General features: G+C 40.9%; 16 protein-coding genes. 14 read left to right on the top strand and 2 right to left on the bottom strand.

Features of this window, described 5'->3' with window-relative positions; genetic code table 11:
• The first annotated feature begins 26 nt into the window (after positions 1–26).
• Together pheT and ACIFOT_RS18050 are read left to right on the top strand one after the other, a co-directional pair.
• Positions 27–2,441, top strand: a complete 2,415-nt coding sequence (gene pheT, locus ACIFOT_RS18055) for a phenylalanine--tRNA ligase subunit beta (RefSeq protein ID WP_430066731.1) — start codon at positions 27–29, stop codon at positions 2,439–2,441.
• Between the two features lie 349 nt (positions 2,442–2,790).
• A complete protein-coding gene (locus ACIFOT_RS18050) occupies positions 2,791–3,675 on the top strand; it encodes an NERD domain-containing protein (RefSeq protein ID WP_430066813.1) in 885 nt (294 codons plus the stop codon).
• A gap of 277 nt (positions 3,676–3,952) precedes the next feature.
• Here the strand turns inward: ACIFOT_RS18050 and ACIFOT_RS18045 are convergent, their stop codons facing one another.
• Positions 3,953–4,243, bottom strand: coding sequence for a 4a-hydroxytetrahydrobiopterin dehydratase (locus ACIFOT_RS18045; RefSeq protein WP_430066730.1), 291 nt, complete (start codon positions 4,241–4,243; stop codon positions 3,953–3,955).
• A gap of 51 nt (positions 4,244–4,294) precedes the next feature.
• On the bottom strand, positions 4,295–5,218 hold the full coding sequence (gene rnhC, locus ACIFOT_RS18040) for a ribonuclease HIII (protein ID WP_430066729.1): 924 nt from the start codon (positions 5,216–5,218) through the stop codon (positions 4,295–4,297).
• A 115-nt stretch (positions 5,219–5,333) separates the two neighbouring features.
• On the opposite strand from rnhC, the gene zapA reads away from it, so the two are divergent.
• The 12 genes from zapA (at position 5,334) to uvrC (ending at position 18,441) form a co-directional block, all read left to right on the top strand.
• Positions 5,334–5,594 carry a cell division protein ZapA gene (zapA, locus tag ACIFOT_RS18035; RefSeq protein WP_430066728.1) on the top strand — a complete coding sequence of 87 codons (261 nt, stop codon included), beginning with the start codon at positions 5,334–5,336 and terminating at the stop codon, positions 5,592–5,594.
• A gap of 5 nt (positions 5,595–5,599) precedes the next feature.
• Complete coding sequence (locus ACIFOT_RS18030; protein ID WP_430066727.1) at positions 5,600–6,121, top strand: CvpA family protein; 522 nt, start codon at positions 5,600–5,602, stop codon at positions 6,119–6,121.
• Positions 6,122–6,215: 94 nt separating this feature from the next.
• A complete protein-coding gene (polX, locus tag ACIFOT_RS18025) occupies positions 6,216–7,934 on the top strand; it encodes a DNA polymerase/3'-5' exonuclease PolX (protein WP_430066726.1) in 1,719 nt (572 codons plus the stop codon).
• A 17-nt stretch (positions 7,935–7,951) separates the two neighbouring features.
• The gene (locus ACIFOT_RS18020) at positions 7,952–10,309 is read left to right on the top strand and encodes an endonuclease MutS2 (protein WP_430066725.1); all 2,358 of its coding nucleotides are present in this window, start codon (positions 7,952–7,954) and stop codon (positions 10,307–10,309) included.
• A gap of 18 nt (positions 10,310–10,327) precedes the next feature.
• On the top strand, positions 10,328–10,735 hold the full coding sequence (locus tag ACIFOT_RS18015) for a DUF350 domain-containing protein (protein WP_430066724.1): 408 nt from the start codon (positions 10,328–10,330) through the stop codon (positions 10,733–10,735).
• 232 nt (positions 10,736–10,967) lie between these two features.
• Positions 10,968–12,674: an AMP-binding protein gene (locus ACIFOT_RS18010; protein WP_430066812.1), complete on the top strand. Its 1,707-nt coding sequence runs from the start codon at positions 10,968–10,970 to the stop codon at positions 12,672–12,674.
• 176 nt (positions 12,675–12,850) lie between these two features.
• Positions 12,851–13,435 (top strand): TetR/AcrR family transcriptional regulator, encoded by a 585-nt coding sequence (locus ACIFOT_RS18005; RefSeq protein ID WP_430066723.1) that lies wholly within the window; start codon positions 12,851–12,853, stop codon positions 13,433–13,435.
• Positions 13,436–13,456: 21 nt separating this feature from the next.
• A complete protein-coding gene (locus ACIFOT_RS18000; protein ID WP_430066722.1) occupies positions 13,457–14,230 on the top strand; it encodes an enoyl-CoA hydratase in 774 nt (257 codons plus the stop codon).
• A gap of 114 nt (positions 14,231–14,344) precedes the next feature.
• On the top strand, positions 14,345–15,118 hold the full coding sequence (locus ACIFOT_RS17995) for an electron transfer flavoprotein subunit beta/FixA family protein (protein WP_430066721.1): 774 nt from the start codon (positions 14,345–14,347) through the stop codon (positions 15,116–15,118).
• A 39-nt stretch (positions 15,119–15,157) separates the two neighbouring features.
• On the top strand, positions 15,158–16,135 hold the full coding sequence (locus ACIFOT_RS17990; protein WP_430066720.1) for an electron transfer flavoprotein subunit alpha/FixB family protein: 978 nt from the start codon (positions 15,158–15,160) through the stop codon (positions 16,133–16,135).
• Between the two features lie 121 nt (positions 16,136–16,256).
• The gene (gene trxA, locus ACIFOT_RS17985; protein WP_430066719.1) at positions 16,257–16,571 is read left to right on the top strand and encodes a thioredoxin; all 315 of its coding nucleotides are present in this window, start codon (positions 16,257–16,259) and stop codon (positions 16,569–16,571) included.
• A 97-nt stretch (positions 16,572–16,668) separates the two neighbouring features.
• Positions 16,669–18,441 carry an excinuclease ABC subunit UvrC gene (gene uvrC / locus ACIFOT_RS17980; RefSeq protein WP_430066718.1) on the top strand — a complete coding sequence of 591 codons (1,773 nt, stop codon included), beginning with the start codon at positions 16,669–16,671 and terminating at the stop codon, positions 18,439–18,441.
• Positions 18,442–18,473 lie beyond the last annotated feature (32 nt).

The raw sequence follows: 18,473 nt of genomic DNA, 5'->3' as shown, positions 1-18,473 counted from the left end.
TAGCTAGATAATAGGAGGATGACGACATGTTCGTTTCATATAAATGGCTTCAGGATTATGTAGATTTAACTGGAGTTTCGGCAGTTGAATTAGCTGAAAAGATTACCAAAAGCGGGATTGAAGTTGAAGGCGTAGAAGTCCTTAACGACGGAATTAAAGGTGTTGTTGTTGGTCACGTGGTAGAGCGTGAACAGCACCCCAATGCCGACAAATTAAGCAAATGTCTTGTGGATGTTGGTGAAGGGGAGCCTGTCCAAATTATTTGCGGAGCACCAAATGTTGCCCAAGGACAAAAAGTTGCAGTGGCAAAAGTGGGTGCAGTTTTACCGGGCAATTTTAAAATTAAAAAGGCGAAGCTTCGCGGCGAAGAATCAAATGGGATGATTTGCTCTCTTACAGAGCTTGGCATGGAAGGAAAGGTTGTACCAAAGGAATATTCTGAAGGAATCTTTGTTTTTCCAGCAGATGCTGAGATTGGTACTGATGCCCTTGCGCAATTAAACCGAGACGATGAAGTTCTTGAGCTAAGCTTGACGCCAAACCGTGCTGATGCGTTAAGTATGCTTGGGGTTGCCTATGAAGTGGCTGCAATTTTAGGCAGAGATGTAAAGCTTCCAGAAACTAATCTGCAGGCTTCAACTGAAAAAGCATCTGATTATGTCAAGGTTGTTGTTGACGCTAAAGAAGACAATCCTTTATATGTAGCTAAAATGATTAAAAATGTAAAAATCGGCCCATCGCCGCTGTGGATGCAAACTCGATTAATGTCAGCGGGAATCCGTCCGCACAACAACGTGGTCGATATTACCAACTATATTTTATTAGAATACGGACAGCCGTTGCATGCGTTTGATTATGACCGTTTAGGATCGAAAGAAATTCTCGTGCGCCGTGCTGTTGATGGCGAAAAATTTGTCACTCTTGACGATGCTGAACGGACTTTAACATCTGACCATTTGGTGATTACAAATGGCGCGGAGCCGGTTGCTCTTGCTGGTGTCATGGGTGGAGCCAATTCAGAGGTTACTTCTGACACAACAACAGTGTTATTAGAAGCAGCATACTTCAACGGGGTTGCAGTAAGAAGAGCATCAAAAGACCATGGTTTAAGAAGTGAAGCGAGCGCTCGTTTTGAAAAAGGTGTTGATCCTAACCGCGTGCGTGCAGCAGGCGACCGTGCTGCTTATTTAATGGCGAAGTATGCTGGCGGTGAAGTTTTAGAAGGAACTTCCGAAGTAGATACACTTACAGTAGAACCGGCAGTTGTTTCAATTACGCTTGAAAAAATCAACCGTGTTCTTGGAACAGAACTTGTAATGAAGGATGTAGAGGAAATCTTCGGCCGTCTGCAATTCTCTGTATGCGTTGAGGGAGACTCTATTACCGTTACAGCACCAACACGCCGCGGTGATATTAAAATTGAGGAAGACCTTGTTGAAGAAGTTGCTCGTTTATATGGTTATGACAACATTCCTAAAACGTTGCCAATCGGCTCTTCCACTCCTGGCCGCTTGTCTGCTTACCAGAAGAAACGCCGTGTCGTACGCCAATATCTAGAAGGAGCAGGCTTATATCAGGCGGTTACGTATTCTTTAACTAGCGAGGAAAAAGCTACACAATTTGCGATGGAAAAGCGTGACACGATTCGCTTAGCAATGCCAATGAGTGAGGAACGCAGCATCCTTCGCCTAAGCATCTTGCCTCAGTTATTGGAAGTAGTAAAATACAATAGCGCTCGTCAAAACGACAGCTTAGCAGTATATGAAACTGGCGCAGTATTCTTATCGAATGGTGCTGACGTACTTCCAGTTGAGGAGGAGCATTTAGCAGGAGCAATTACAGGGCTCTGGCATTCTCACTCCTGGCAGGGAGAGAAGAAGCCAGTTGACTTCTTCGTTGTAAAGGGAATTTTAGAAGGCATGTTTGCGAAACTTGGTCTATCTGAACAAGTTGCGTACGTTCAAGCTCAGGTGGAGGGCATGCATCCAGGCCGGACAGCAGAGGTTTTATTGAATGGCGAGAAAATCGGCTTTGTCGGTCAAGTTCATCCAAGCGTTCAAAAAGAGCTTGATTTGAAAGATACCTATGTTTTTGAGCTTTCATTAAAAGCAGTCCTTGAAGCAGATGCACCAATTTTACAATATGAATCTATCCCACGCTTCCCATCAATCACAAGAGATATTGCCCTTGTGGTAAACAGAGAAACGGTGTCAGGCACCTTAAAGGAAATCATCCTGACGGCAGGTGCGCCATTATTGAAAGAGGTTCAGGTGTTTGACCTATATGAGGGCGATAAGATGGAAGCAGGTAAGAAATCTATCGCATTCTCGATGAAATATGTTGATCCTGAGCGTACGCTGACGGATGAAGAAGTAACAAAGGTACATGAAAGAGTGCTTGGAGCTTTAGAAGAAAAGGCAGGCGCGGTATTAAGAGGTTAATTTAAGTTGGCCAGCTCGAGATTTCGGGCTGGTTTTTTCTTTTTTGGGGGAGGGAAATTCCGATTCGCTGATAAATTGTCCGAATTCGCTGATAAACTAGTCAAATTCGCTGATAAATGGTCCCAATTCGCTGATAAGCCGCTAAAAAGCGCTGATAAATTAATTAGACAAAAAATGTTAACAAATTTCAGCAAAATTCAGCAGGTATTTCGTTCGTTTTTTTGAATTTGATAACCAAATTGAAAGGAGTGATAAGTTTGATCATTAAAAAAAGGACAATTCCACTAGTAATTCTAATTTAGAGGCATTATGCCGGCGTCTCCCATTAAATTACCCCAAATATCAGCAAATTTTAGAGGAACTCGGCAGAAGGCAAGCTGGATACCAAGGAGAAGTAGCTCTTGATTATTATTTGCGTCTCCTTCCGATTGACAAGTACATGATACTCCACGATTTAAATCTTCCAGATGGCGACTACAACTGCCAAATTGATACACTTCTCCTTACTCCAGAATTCGCTCTAATTGTTGAAGTGAAAAATATGGCTGGAAAATTAATTTTTGATACAGAAAATGAGCAGTTCACTCAAATAAACAATGACAAGGAAAAAGGTTACCCCGATCCAATCGCTCAAGCGGAAAGGCATAAACAGTACATACAGAAACTAATGGCTGGACATAAGTTTCCACAAGTTCCCGTTGATTACCTTGTTGTTATTAGCAATAACTATTCTTCGTATGTCGTGACGGGAAAAAACGCTTTTAAAGTCAAACCGCGAGTATGTAAGGCAGATGCTTTTACTAACAAAATTCAGTTTTTCGAAAAAATGTATACCAATCCACTTCTCACTGCAAAAGACCTCCGAAAACTTGGCCGCCTTCTCGTAAAAATGAATACAATCCCGACGAGCTATATTTTGAATAAGTATGGAATAAAAAAGGAGGATATAATAACCGGTGTATTTTGCCCTAATTGTAATCAGCATGCTCCTCTTATTCGAAAAAAACAGAAATGGTATTGTCCTTCTTGCGACATTTTTTCGAAGGCTGCTCATTTAAATGCCATTAAGGACTATTTTTTATTAATAGATTCGAAAATTACGAATCGGGAGTTTCGTGACTTTGTTAATTTAAAATCGCATGATGCTGCAAAACGATTACTTCTGTCTGCAAATTTGAATTATTCTGGTTTAAAAAAGGTACGTGTTTACTACCCTAAGACTTTTCCTTGGTAAATTTCAATTCGCTGATAAAATCAAATAAACGCTGATAAACTATAAAAATCCGCTGATAAACACTCCGAATTCGCTGATAAAATCAAAAAAACCGCTGATAAATAAACTTGTGATGTTAATTACCTCAATTTTTGTAAAAAAATAGGTCTTAAAATTATTTAAAAGTTTAATTCTATAAAAATCATTTCTATTTAGATGAAAATTTCTCAAAAAACCTAAAAAAAGGCTGCCCACATCACCAAAATTTCGGGGCAGCCTCCCAGATTATCGCATTAGATTAAATTTTTCCATAAATCTCATCATAATTCTGAGCCAATGCCACATCCAAGTCCGTCAATCCCCCTGCATTCCAGGAAGTTAACCTTAATGTCACCAATTTATAGTCAATCGCGATAAAAGGGTGATGGTTTTTATCTTCAGAAAGCTGGGCGATTTCATTCACGAATGTCACACCTTTTAAAAATTCCTGAAAGCGATACTTTTTGACAATAAATTTTCCGTCTAATTTCCAGCCAGGTAATGCAGCTACAGATTCATTAATTTCAGTTTCGTCTAGTCTTCTAACCACCTAGATCCCCCCAATTGTTTTTCCTCATATTTTATTCTCTAAAGAAGAAAATTAACGCTTTTTATTAACAATTGCCAACGCTTTATCGGTATTCGCAAAGTGCAGCTTCACAAACGATGGCAGAACATCACGCCCTTTACTCAAAATAAGCTTAGCGGCGGCTACATCCACCTGAGCCCCGGCACCCTTCGGAATCTTAAATCCGGCAGCCTCACTTAGCTTATCAATATATTGAATGAACGCATATCGCGCAAGAATGCTCGCCGCTGCAACCGCCAGATGAATGCCCTCGGCTTTGGTGCTAAAATAAACGTTTTCCTTCGCCACAGCTTTTTGACTTTTAACATGCTGAAAATAGGTACCAGCCTGAACAAATTGGTCGATTAGAATAGCCTCTGGTTTTTCCGGAGAAATCTTACCCAACACATTTAAAATCGCCTGATTATGTAGGATTGCTTTCATTTTCCCCTGCGACATCCCCGATTGCTGCACCTGATTATATTTTTCATTTTTCATCGTCATCAAGCTGAAGGGGACAACATCTTTGATAACCTTCGCAATCTCAATAATTTTTTCGTCGTTTAAATCCTTGGAATCCCTGACCCCCAATTCTTTTAATAATGGTATATGTTCTTTTTTTACATAAGCGGCAACAACGGTTATTGGTCCGAAAAAGTCTCCAGTACCTACTTCATCAGAGCCGATGACAGACATCCCCCCAATGCCTGCTGGAAGATCTCCTTTTGCAACTTTCGCAGAAGCCGGAGCCGGATTGCCTCCCCATCTACCAGCCTCTTGTTCACTACCATTCCCTTGGAATAATACTTTTCCAGATTTATAAGCGGTGATCATGCAGGAAGGGGTTTTCGCCGCAAACACACTCCCAGGAGGTAATTTATCAACTAGATGCATACTATAATAGCTTTTCATTTCCAAAATCTCTTTCATTCCAACATTAATGACTACATTACCCAAATTAAAAGCACCACATTTCTATTAAATATATCATTTGCCAATTGGTTTAACTTTTCCACTTATATCTGTTCGTGTTATGATATAGTGTAGGATTCTTTGAATGGAGGCATTTGCGTTGTCAAATACAGAAAAAAATCGAACAACCGTAGATATTTACGGACAACGGTACGTTATAGTAGGTACGGAAGGCTCGGGTCACGTAAGATATGTTGCATCATTGGTTGATGACAAAATGCGGGAAATCAGCTCCAAGAATCCTTTATTAGATGCAGGCAAGCTTGCTGTTTTAACTGCCGTCAATGCAGTGAATGATTATATTAAAATTAAAGACGAGCTAGAAAGGCTGCAAGCAGAACTACAAAAAGAAAAGGACTAAGAATCATGTTGGATTTAGCTATTTTATTATTTCTTATTATCGGATTTTTTGTTGGCCTAAAAAGAGGCTTTATCATGCAGTTTGTCCATATAGCAGGCTTTATTATTGCATACATCGTCGCATATTCATACTATGATGAGCTAGCACCAAAGCTTACACTCTGGGTTCCGTATCCGAACTTTGGAGAAGGGACGACTTTAAAAATCTTAACCGACTCTAGTAGTGCGGAAACAGCATTTTATCGAGCAATTGCATTTGTTATTATCTTTTTTGCCGTAAAAATACTGATGCAAATCATTGGTTCGATGCTCGACTTTATTGCCCATCTTCCTATTTTAAGACAGTTAAATATTTGGGCAGGGGGCATATTAGGCTTTTTGGAAATCTATTTAATTATTTTCATTGTATTATATATAGCAGCCTTAATTCCAATGGAACTTTTCCAAAACCCTCTAGACAATTCATTTTTAGCAAACGCGATTGTGAATCACACACCAATTCTTTCACAGCAGATTAAAGGCTTGTAGAATGAATAGACTGCAGCATGAACTTCTCTGTAGCAGAGAAGTTTTTCTTTATGCTGGAAAAAAGGTTAAAATGTACTCAAGGCAGGTGGATTTTATGGAAGTAAACAAAAAAGAAATCATTCGTCTATTAGAAATGATTGCGATTTATATGGAATTAAAAGGCGAAAATACGTTTAAAGTTTCGGCCTTTCGAAAAGCAGCAAATGCCTTAGAAACCGATGAACGCAGCTTAACAGAGATTGAGGACTTTACATCGATATCTGGAATCGGCAAAGGTACAGCGGCCGTAATTGATGAATACATAAAAGAGGGGGGTTCATCCTCTGTTTTAAAAGAGCTTAAAGAGGAAGTTCCAGCCGGACTGATTCCTCTGCTTCAGCTTCCGGGTCTTGGCGGGAAAAAGATCGCTAAACTCTATCAAGAACTTGGAATCGAGGATGTCACAACTCTAAAAGAGGCCTGCGAGGCAGGCAAGGTTCAAGGTCTCGCCGGGTTTGGCAAAAAAACTGAAGAAAAAATCTTAAGTGCCATTGCTAATGTTGGCTCAAGGCCGGAACGGCTTCCACTTGCCTACATGCTCCCTGTGGCCGAGCAAATTGAAGCTAGACTTTCTCAAATGCCAGACATAGATCGATTCTCAAGGGCCGGCAGCCTACGCCGGATGCGAGAAACGATTAAGGACCTTGATTTTATAATCGGAACCCAAAACCCTGAGTCAGTTAGACAGCAGTTACTAGAATTGCCTTATATAAAAGAGGTAATTGGCGCAGGGGACACGAAAGTATCAGTAGTATTTGAACTAGAATATGATGTTTCGGCTGATTTTCGTTTGGTGAAACCGGAGGAATTTATCACTACCCTGCACCATTTTACAGGATCAAAAGACCATAATGTCCGGATGAGGCAGCTCGCAAAAGAGCGTGGTGAAAAAATAAGTGAATATGGTGTGGAAAACGTGGAAACAGGAGAAATCCGCACTTTCTCATCCGAAGAAGAGTTCTTCAAGCATTTCGATCTTCCGTTTATTCCGCCGGAGGTTAGAGAGGATGGCAAGGAAGTAGATACTTTTTCACACAATCAAGAGTTAATCGAGCTTGAAGATATTAAAGGCGATCTTCATATGCATTCCACTTGGAGCGATGGTGCACATACGATTGAAGAAATGGCAGAAACCTGTCGCGCCAGAGGCTATCAATATATGGCGATCACGGACCACTCGCAATATTTAAAAGTAGCGAATGGGCTGACGCCTGAAAGATTATTAAAGCAAAAAGAAGAAATTAAGAAATTAAATGAAAAGTATGATGATTTTCTCATTCTATCAGGTGTCGAGATGGATATTTTACCTGATGGAACCCTGGACTATGACGATGAACTTCTAGCTGAGATGGATTTTGTCATCGCGTCCATCCATTCAGCTTTTTCCCAGCCGAGGGAAAAAATTATGGAACGACTGAAAACAGCCTTAACCAATGCCCATGTCGATTTGATTGCTCATCCAACTGGCAGAAAAATTGGCCGCCGCGAAGGCTACGATGTTGATATCGATATGCTGATTGAGCTGGCAAAAGAGACGAACACAGCGTTAGAATTAAATGCGAACCCTAATCGGCTTGACCTGGCAGCAGAATACCTAAGAAAAGCCCAGGATGCAGGCGTTAAAATTCTCATCAATACCGATGCCCATATGGTCGATACTTTAAAACATATGGCAATCGGCGTATCAGCGGCTAAAAAGGGCTGGATACAAAAATCATCGGTGATCAACGCCCTTGATAAAAATGACCTGCTAGAATTTTTGCATAATAGATAAAAAGGAGGCTCGACCTCATGCAAGATAGAGTTTTAAAAGTATTAGAATTCACCAAGGTGAGGGAGCAGCTGTTAGAACATGCTGCATCTTCACTTGGAAAAGAAAAAATAAAGCATTTAGTGCCGTCGACTGATTTTGAAGAAGTCGTTAAGCTTCAGGCGGAAACGGATGAAGCGGCCACTGTTTTTCGGATTAAAGGGAATGTCCCGTTATCCGGGATTCATGATATTCGTGCCCATATCAAGCGCTCCGTCATTGGCGGCGTTTTAAGCCCGCATGAATTGGTGCAAATCGCCAGCACGATTCACGCAAGCCGGCAAATGAAGCGATTCATTGAGGAAATCGCAGAAGAACGAACGGAAGTTCCAATTTTATTAGAGCAAGTGGATAGAATCATCCCGCTGACGAATCTTGAACAAGCGATTAAATATGCCATCGATGAAAGCGGCGAGGTGCTCGATGGGGCCAGTGAGCTGTTACGGTCTTTACGACATCAGCTTCGTTCCAACGAAGCGAGGGTGCGCGAAAAATTAGAAAGCATGATTCGCTCCTCAAGTGCTCAAAAAATGCTGTCCGATGCGATTATCACAATCCGCAATGACCGTTTTGTTATCCCTGTAAAACAGGAATATCGCGGTCACTATGGCGGAATTATTCACGACCAAAGCTCATCAGGACAAACGCTGTTTATCGAACCGCAGGTTATTGTTCAGTTAAACAATCAGCTGCAAGACATCCGCGTCAAGGAACAGCTTGAAATTGAACGAATTCTGACGGAGTTATCTGCGAAAACGGCTGATCATGAAAGTGAGCTTCAGGTAATCGTAAAGGTTCTAGCTAATTTAGATTTTATTTTTGCAAAAGCTAGATACGGGAAAAAAATAAAAGCCACTATGCCCAACATGAATCATGAGGGAAGAATCACATTATTTAAAGCGAGGCATCCGTTAATTCCAATTGACGAAGTAGTGGCGAATGACATTATGCTCGGGAAAGATTTTACGACCATAGTCATTACGGGTCCGAACACCGGTGGTAAAACGGTTACCTTAAAAACACTTGGCTTGTGTTCCTTAATGGCGCAGGCAGGACTGCAGGTCCCCGCGCAGGACGGATCTGAACTTGCCGTTTTTGACGCTGTTTATGCCGATATTGGCGACGAACAGTCCATCGAGCAGAGCTTAAGTACGTTTTCTTCCCATATGGTGAACATTGTCGATATCTTAAATAAAGTGGATTTTAATAGTCTTGTTTTGTTTGACGAGCTTGGAGCAGGAACTGACCCTCAGGAAGGAGCGGCACTTGCCATCTCCATTCTGGATGAGGTCCATAGAAGAGGGGCAAGGGTCATTGCTACCACCCATTACCCGGAATTAAAAGCCTACGGCTATAACCGTGAAGGTGTTCTCAATGCCAGCGTCGAGTTTAATGTCGAGACATTAAGCCCAACCTATAAACTCTTGTTAGGTGTACCCGGAAGAAGTAATGCATTTGAAATTTCTAAGAGACTTGGCCTTAACGACCGGGTAATCCAGGCTGCACGCTCGCATGTGAGTGAGGATACGAACCAAATTGATAAAATGATTGCCTCCTTGGAAGAGAGCAAGCGGAGGGCTGAAATCGAGCAGCAGGAAGCCCGCGATTATTTAAAACAGGCGGAAAAGCTTCATCAGGATTTACAAAAGCAAATGATGGAGTTTTATGAGAAAAAAGACTCGATGCTGGAAAAAGCGGCCGAGAAAGCTGAAGAGATTGTAGAAGAAGCAAAAAGTGAAGCAGACAAGGTTATCCGCGACCTTCGAAAAATGAGAACAGAAAAGCATGCCGAAATAAAAGAGCATGAATTAATTGATGCCAAACGCCGCCTCGAAGAAGCGGCACCGGAAATAAAGAAATCTGAAAAACTCATTAATAAGAAAACGAAAAAGGTTTCCTACATGCCTGGGGATGAAGTAAAGGTTCTGACCTTTGATCAAAAAGGCACCCTGGTTGAAAAAGTGACCGACAACGAATGGCAGGTTCAAATTGGGATTTTAAAGATGAAAGTGAAAGAAAAGGACATGGAATATTTGGGGACTCCGAAACAAGTAGAAACACGTCCGATGGCTATTGTTAAAGGCAGGGACTCTCATGTTAAACTAGAATTGGACCTGCGTGGTGAAAGATATGAGGATGCCCTCCTGAAGGTAGAGAAATACATTGATGATGCCCTCTTGTCAAGCTATCCCCGCGTATCCATTATCCATGGTAAGGGTACGGGAGCTTTACGGCAGGGTGTTCAAGAGTATTTAAGGAACCATCGTTCTGTTAAGAAAATCCGCTTTGGAGAGGCCGGAGAAGGCGGTTCAGGCGTCACTGTCGTTGAATTTAAATAATGTCCGGGGAGAATGGCAATGGACCAGTTTTGGGAAAACGAGTATATTCAAATAGCTGCTTATTATAGTGTAGTCATTTTGTGTATGATTGTCTTTTTAGCCATTTTTGAGGCTGTAACGAAATACAAAAATTGGGAAGAAATCAAAAAGGGGAATATCGCGGTGGCTATGGCTACGGGAGGGAAAATTTTTGGCGTTGCCAATATTTTTCGCCACTCAATAGAACACCAATCTTCCGTTCTGACAATGGTTGGCTGGGGGATTTATGGTTTTGTTTTGCTATTGGCCGGCTATTTTATCTTTGAATTTTTAACACCCAAATTTAAAATTGACGACGAAATCCAAAATGATAACCGGGCAGTTGGTTTGATTTCAATGATCATTTCGATTGGATTGTCATATGTGATTGGTGCAGGAATTTCGTAAGGGGAGAATGAACAGTGGAGACATTAGCTAAGGTACTTCTCGGATTATGCGGCTTGTTTTTGCTAATAGGTGTCATATATCTTGTTTTCTTTTAATTAAAATCATCGCTGAACAAGTTTCAGCGGTGATTTTTTTTGGGCCTGCCTTCAATTGTTAATTGTGAAATACTGTATTATAATAGAATAAGAAATGAGAATATTTTAAATTATTTTATCAAATAAGGAGGTTTATTATTGTGGAGTCCAAACCATGGCTGGCTCTTTATCCAAAGGAAATTCCTGCCACTATTGAATACTCCTCAGAATCCGTACAAACATATTTGGTCAATGCTGCCGAGCACTATCCGGACAAGATTGCCGTTCATTTTATGGGGAAAGATTTGACCTATAAACAGCTTTATGAGGATGCGTTGAAATTTGCCGGTTACCTCCAGGAGAAACTTGGCATTACAAAAAGTGACCGCGTAGCTATCATGCTGCCCAATACTCCTCAGGCAGTCGTTTGTTATTTTGGTATATTAATGGCTGGTGGAATCGTCGTTCAAACCAACCCGTTATACACCGAACGAGAACTTGAATATCAAATGAAAGATTCCGGTGCTAAAGCCATCATCACACTAGACATCCTCTATCCCCGTGTTTCTAAAGTATTGCAGCAAACTGATTTGCAGCATATTATTGTAACCGCCATCAAAGATTATCTCCCATTTCCAAAAAATCTCGTCTATCCTTACATCCAGAAAAAACAATATGGAATTGTCGTCAATGTAAAGCATGAAGGAAGCAGCCATCTGCTTACGGAAATTTTAAGAATAAAACCTAAAAAACTTACCAGCTATGAGGTCAACGTAGAAGAGGACTTGGCTTTACTTCAATATACAGGCGGGACCACTGGATCCCCGAAAGGAGTCATGCTGACCCACAAAAATTTAATTACAAATACAAGCATGAGCGAGAAGTGGATTTACAAGTGTAAGCCTGGGGAAGAAAGTCTTCTTGCCATCGTACCGTTTTTTCATGTCTATGGAATGACAGTGTGTATGCTATTATCCATCAAAATGGCGTGTAAATTGATCTTACTTCCTAAATTTGATGCACTGACAACGTTAAAAACGATTCAAAAGCAGCGGCCAACCCTTTTTCCGGGAGCTCCAACCATTTACATCGGTTTATTAAACCATCCTGATCTAAAAAAATATGATTTATCATCTATTGCAGCATGTATCAGCGGCTCAGCTCCACTTCCGCTTGAAGTGCAGGAAAACTTCGAGAAGGTTACAGGAGGAAAGCTGGTTGAAGGCTATGGTTTGTCAGAGGCATCCCCGGTTACCCACTCCAACTTCTTGTGGGACGTTGAGAGAGTAAAAGGCAGCATAGGTGTCCCTTATCCTGATACGGAGGCAAAAATTCTTTCCACGGATACCGGAGAACCGATGCAAGTAAGGGAAATTGGCGAAATCGTCATCAGAGGGCCGCAAATCATGAAAGGCTACTGGAATCGTCCTGAGGAAACAGCCGAAGTCTTGAAAGATGGCTGGCTCTATACAGGCGACCTTGGCTATATGGATGAGCAAGGCTATTTTTATGTTGTCGACCGCAAAAAAGATATGATTATTGCAGGCGGTTATAATATTTATCCGCGTGAGATCGAAGAAGTGTTGTATGAGCACCCTGATGTACTCGAAGCGGTTGCTGCGGGGATTTCTGACCCATATCGCGGGGAAACCGTTAAGGCTTATATTGTTTTAAAAGAAGGTTCAAGGGTTACCCATGAAGAAATGAACCAATTCGCTAGAAAGTTTTTAGCAGCCTATAAAGCGCCTCGAGTATATGAATTTAGAAAAGAATTGCCAAAATCGGCTGTTGGAAAAATTTTAAGAAGAATGCTGGTTGAGGAAGAGAAACAAAAAATAGAAGAAGAAAGTAAAAAACAAGCTTAGAAGTATTTTTTTTTGAAAGTTAAGGCTTGTCTAAAAAATAATATCAAGAAGTCTATTCAGTAGTTCTTGACAGAAGTACATATAAAAATTATTATTAAAATATGAATGATGATTCATTCATATTTTTCTTTTTACATACTTAGAGTATAGCAGTTTTCTTCAAAGGGGGGATAGCATTGAAAAAAAGCAAGCCAAAGTATATGCAAATCATTGATGCAGCAGTCATCGCCATTGCTGAAAATGGCTACCACCAAACGCAGGTATCAAAAATTGCGAAACAGGCAGGAGTGGCTGACGGCACCATTTATCTCTATTTCAAAAACAAGGAAGATATCCTTATCTCTCTCTTTGAAGAAAAAATGGGTTATTTCGTTGAAAAAATAGAAGAAAAAATTGCAGGAAAAAACTCAGCGGCAGAGAAATTATTAATGATGGTTGAAACTCATTTCCAAGCATTATCTGATGATCATCACTGGGCAATCGTAACCCAATTGGAATTACGTCAATCCAATAAAGAACTCCGTTTACGAATTAATGATGTTCTTAAAGGCTATTTGCAGGTGATCGATAAAATCCTTATTGAAGGAAAAGAAACTGGAGAGTTTTCAAGTGACCTCGATGTTCGTCTTGCCCGGCAAATGATTTTCGGTACGATTGATGAAACCGTTACATCCTGGGTGATGAATGAGGAAAGGTATGATTTGAAGGCATTAGCAGCCCCAGTCCATCGTCTTTTGATCAATGGCTGCGGAGTCCGATAGTTTAAGTTAGGAGGGGGATTAATGGAATATTTAAAATGGTCTCACGAGGACAGCATTGCTACTATTACTTTGGAACGTCCACCGGCAAATGCCCTTTCATCAGGTCTATTAAGGGAACTATCTGCCGTACTGGATGAAATCGAACCAAACCGTGAAATTAGAGTTGTGGTCATTCATGGGGAAGGACGCTTTTTCTCAGCAGGTGCTGATATTAAAGAATTTACCACAGTAACTTCTTCAGAGGACTTTTCTAAACTGGGACAGTTTGGACAAGATTTGTTTGATCGGATGGAAAAATTCCCAAAACCGATTATTGCGGCGATTCACGGTGCAGCACTTGGCGGAGGTTTAGAGCTTGCAATGGCTTGTCATATTCGTTACGTCAGTGAAACGGCTAAACTTGGTCTTCCTGAACTGCAATTAGGGTTAATCCCAGGGTTCGCAGGCACACAACGTCTGCCAAAATATGTAGGTGTGGCAAGAGCAGCCGAAATGCTGTTCACTTCTGAGCCTATTACTGGATTGGAAGCGGTCCAATATGGCTTAGCAAACCGTGCCTTCCCAGAGAATGAGGTTTTGGAACAGGCGAATAAATTGGCTGAAAAAATTGCCAAGAAGAGCCCAGGTTCCATAAAAGCAAGTATCGAGCTTTTAAACTATGCTAAAACAGAAGAATTCTATCAAGGTACAAAAAGAGAAGCTGAACTTTTTGGCAAAGTGTTTGTCTCCAATGACGCAAAAGAAGGCATCCAAGCCTTCATTGAAAAAAGAGTGCCTCATTTTAAGGGTGAATAGGCTTCCATTAACTGGGCTTGACCAATTGTGAAGCTTTTAATAAAATTTTTTTGAAGACAATTTTCTTAATCTTTCAAACTGAGCGAATGCTCGAAATTATCTAGGAGGGTAACCATGAATATTTATGTATTAATGAAAAGAACATTTGATACTGAAGAAAAAATTACGATCTCCGGCGGAAAAATCAACGAGGATGGCGCTGAATTTATCATCAACCCTTATGATGAATACGCGATTGAAGAAGCAATCCAAGTTCGCGATGCGAATGGCGGAGAAGTAACGGTTATCTCTGTAGGCACTGAAGAAGCAGAAAAGCAATTGCGTACTGCACTTGCAATGGGTGCTGATAAAGCAGTCCTTATTAATACAGAAGACGATGTGGAAAACGGCGATCAATTTACTACTGCAAAAATTCTTGCTGAATACTTAAAGGATAAAAATGCTGATTTAATCCTAGGTGGAAATGTGGCTATTGACGGTGGTTCCGGTCAAGTTGGTCCGCGTGTAGCTGAACTTCTCAATATTCCTTACGTAACAACAATTACAAAACTTGAAATCGATGGCACAAATGTAACCGTTACCCGTGATGTTGAAGGGGATTCAGAAGTTATCGAAACAAGTCTTCCGCTTTTAGTTACAGCTCAACAAGGACTTAACGAGCCGCGCTATCCATCTTTACCAGGTATCATGAAAGCGAAGAAAAAGCCGCTTGATGAATTAGAATTGGATGACCTCGATCTTGAAGAAGATGATGTGGAAGCAAAAACAAAAACAATCGAAATCTACCTGCCAGCGAAAAAAGAAGCAGGAAAGGTTTTATCCGGCGATTTGAATGATCAGGTTAAAGAACTGGTTCACCTACTTCATACTGAAGCAAAAGTAATTTAATCGAAATTTCATAAAAATTGTTTGCAGGAGGGAAATGGAATGTCTAGAAAAGTATTGGTATTAGGGGAAGCTCGTGACGGTTCATTACGTAACGTATCTTTCGAAGCAATTGCTGCCGCAAAAACGGTTGCAGAGGGCGGAGAAGTTGTTGGAGTTTTAGTTGGCGAAGCTGTAAGCGCTTTAGGGACAGAATTAGTACAATATGGTGCTGACCGCGTCGTGGTTGTGGAAGACGAAAAATTAAAGCAATATACTTCTGATGGTTATGCACAAGCCCTATTAGCGGTTATTGACCAAGAAAAGCCAGAAGGGTTGGTTTTCGGTCATACAGCACTTGGAAAAGACCTTTCTCCAAGAATCGCTGGAAAACTTCAATCAGGACTTATCTCAGATGCTACAGCTATTGAAGTGGCTGGAGGCAATGTTGTATTTACAAGACCAATTTATTCAGGTAAAGCATTTGAAAAGAAAATTGTAACGGACGGATTAATTTTTGCAACCGTTCGTCCAAATAACATCGCACCTTTAGCAAAGGATGAGAGCAGAAATGGTGAGGTTGCTTCCCTATCTGTTGAAATTAAAGACCTTCGTGCGATTATCAAAGAAGTGGTACGTAAAGCAAGCGAGGGTGTTGACCTAAGCGAAGCTAAAGTCGTTATTTCAGGTGGACGCGGTGTGAAGAGTGAAGAAGGTTTTGCCCCGCTAAAAGAATTAGCGCAAGTTTTAGGTGGCGCGGTGGGAGCTTCCCGTGGTGCATGTGACGCCGAATATTGTGATTACTCTTTACAAATCGGCCAAACTGGTAAAGTTGTAACTCCTGACCTTTACATCGCTTGCGGAATTTCCGGCGCGATTCAGCACTTAGCTGGTATGTCTAACTCTAAAGTAATCGTAGCGATTAACAAAGACCCTGAAGCAAATATCTTTAAGGTAGCTGATTACGGAATCGTTGGCGACTTATTCGAAGTAGTTCCATTATTAACAGAAGAGTTTAAAAAGCTTAAAGTTCATTCATAATAATAAAGCGAGCGGAATGTTCCGCTCGTTTTTATTAGCGAGTCAGATTATTAGCTTGAGTAAAAAAACGATGTTATACTTTCGGTAGTGTTTCATTATTCATTAGGAGGGCAATATTAAAATGGCTATTTCACATTTAACAGATCAAAACTTCTCGTCTGAAACAGGTTCAGGTCTTGTACTTGTAGATTTCTGGGCACCATGGTGCGGACCTTGCAAAATGATCGCTCCAGTATTGGAAGAACTTGATTTAGATATGGGCGATAAAGTAAAAATCACAAAGCTTGATGTAGATGAGAATCCTCAAACAGCCGCTAATTTTGGCGTAATGAGTATTCCAACTTTATTAGTATTCAAAGATGGTGAAGTTGTCGATAAAGTAGTCGGCTTCCAGCCAAAAGACGCATTAGCAAGCGTATTAGGAAAGCACGTTTAAGATGATTAAACCCTTAGTCAGAAATTTTCTGGCTAAGGGTTTTTATTTTTGTTAAAATTTTAAAGATAAATATAAAATGAAGCGAGGAGTGGCCGGAATGAATGAAACCATTAAGCAAAAACTGACACTGCTGCCTGATCAGCCTGGCTGCTACTTAATGAAAGACCGTCAGGGAACGATTATTTATGTGGGGAAAGCTAAAATATTAAAGAACCGGGTTCGGTCTTATTTTACCGGGTCACATGACGGAAAAACGCTAAGGCTTGTTCAGGAGATCGAAGACTTCGAATACATTGTCACCTCCTCTAATATAGAAGCACTCATTTTGGAATTAAACCTAATTAAGAAATACGACCCAAAATATAACGTCATGCTCAAGGATGACAAAACCTATCCATTTATCAAGCTGACAGCCGAAAGACATCCGAAACTGATTATCACGAGAAAAGTAAAGAAGGATAAAGGCAAATATTTCGGTCCCTATCCCAATGTTATGGCTGCTAATGAAACGAAGAAGCTGCTAGACCGTATTTATCCGCTTCGCAAATGTGCAACCCTTCCTGATCGGGTCTGCTTGTATTATCATCTAGGACAATGCCTGGCACCATGTGTCAATGAAGTAACGGAACAACAGTATAAGGAAATGACTGATGAAATTACCCGCTTTTTAAATGGCGGTTATAAAGAAATTAAAAAAGATTTAACCGAAAAAATGACCTCAGCGGCAGAAGAGCTGGATTTTGAAAGAGCGAAGGATTTCCGTGATAAAATCATCCATATTGAAACGATAATGGAAAAGCAAAAAATCACGATGACCGACTTTACTGACCGCGATGTATTCGGCTATGCAGTTGATAAAGGGTGGATGTGTGTTCAGGTCTTTTTTGTACGCCAAGGGAAGCTAATCGAACGAGACGTATCAATGTTTCCACTCTACAATGAACCAGAGGAAGAAATCCTCACATTTTTAGGCCAATTTTATCAGAAGACAAACCATTTCAAACCGAAGGAAATTCTCATTCAGGATGAAGTCGACTTAAATATGGCGGAACAGCTTCTTGAGGTAAAAGTGTTACAGCCGCAGCGGGGGCAAAAAAAGGATCTCATCAAAATGGCAATCAAAAATGCGAAAATTGCCTTAAATGAAAAGTTCTCGCTTATTGAAAAGGATGAGGAACGAACCATTAAGGCAGTGGAAAACTTGGGGGAACTCCTCGGAATTTATACGCCGCACCGCATCGAGGCCTTTGATAACTCTAATATCCAAGGAACCGATCCCGTATCGGCCATGGTTGTGTTTACGGACGGTAAAGCAAACAAACGCGAATACCGCAAATATAAGATTAAGTCAGTAAAAGGTCCCGATGATTATGAATCAATGCGGGAAGTTACTCGAAGAAGGTATTCGAGGGCGTTAAAGGAAGAACTGCCGCTTCCTGATTTAATTATTATTGATGGCGGCAAGGGGCATGTAGAGGCCGTCAGGGATGTTTTGGAGAACGAGTTAGGGCTCGATATTCCCCTTTCAGGTTTGGTGAAGGATGAAAAGCACCGCACCTCCCAGCTTTTATACGGCAATCCATTAGAAATTGTCCCATTGCAACGGAACAGCCAGGAATTTTATCTTCTTCAAAGAATTCAAGATGAGGTTCACCGCTTTGCAATTACCTTCCATCGCCAGATTCGCGGCAAGAGTGCTTTCCAATCATTGCTTGATGAGATTCCAGGAATTGGCGAGAAGCGGAAGAAATTATTGCTTAAGCAATTTGGATCTGTGAAAAAAATGAAGGAAGCTGGTCTTGAAGAGTTTAGGGCAATTGGAATCCCTAAAGACGTGGCGGAAGAATTAATAAAAAAACTTCAGTCATAAGGATTGTCAGAGTAATGTTATCATGCTATAAT

Source organism: Neobacillus sp. NRS-1170, assembly GCF_050468025.1.
Note: the sequence above shows the minus strand (reverse complement) of the source record. Positions and strands in the feature narration are given on the sequence as shown.

Bases quoted from the DNA above. Each gene is read 5' to 3' on its own strand.
- ACIFOT_RS17990 (WP_430066720.1), top strand. From the start codon at position 15,158: ATGTCTAGAAAAGTATTGGTATTAGGGGAAGCTCGTGACGGTTCATTA.
- ACIFOT_RS18015 (WP_430066724.1), top strand. From the start codon at position 10,328: ATGGACCAGTTTTGGGAAAACGAGTATATTCAAATAGCTGCTTATTAT.
- uvrC (WP_430066718.1), top strand. From the start codon at position 16,669: ATGAATGAAACCATTAAGCAAAAACTGACACTGCTGCCTGATCAGCCT.
- ACIFOT_RS18000 (WP_430066722.1), top strand. From the start codon at position 13,457: ATGGAATATTTAAAATGGTCTCACGAGGACAGCATTGCTACTATTACT.
- trxA (WP_430066719.1), top strand. From the start codon at position 16,257: ATGGCTATTTCACATTTAACAGATCAAAACTTCTCGTCTGAAACAGGT.
- pheT (WP_430066731.1), top strand. From the start codon at position 27: ATGTTCGTTTCATATAAATGGCTTCAGGATTATGTAGATTTAACTGGA.
- ACIFOT_RS18030 (WP_430066727.1), top strand. From the start codon at position 5,600: ATGTTGGATTTAGCTATTTTATTATTTCTTATTATCGGATTTTTTGTT.
- ACIFOT_RS18020 (WP_430066725.1), top strand. From the start codon at position 7,952: ATGCAAGATAGAGTTTTAAAAGTATTAGAATTCACCAAGGTGAGGGAG.
- polX (WP_430066726.1), top strand. From the start codon at position 6,216: ATGGAAGTAAACAAAAAAGAAATCATTCGTCTATTAGAAATGATTGCG.
- ACIFOT_RS17995 (WP_430066721.1), top strand. From the start codon at position 14,345: ATGAATATTTATGTATTAATGAAAAGAACATTTGATACTGAAGAAAAA.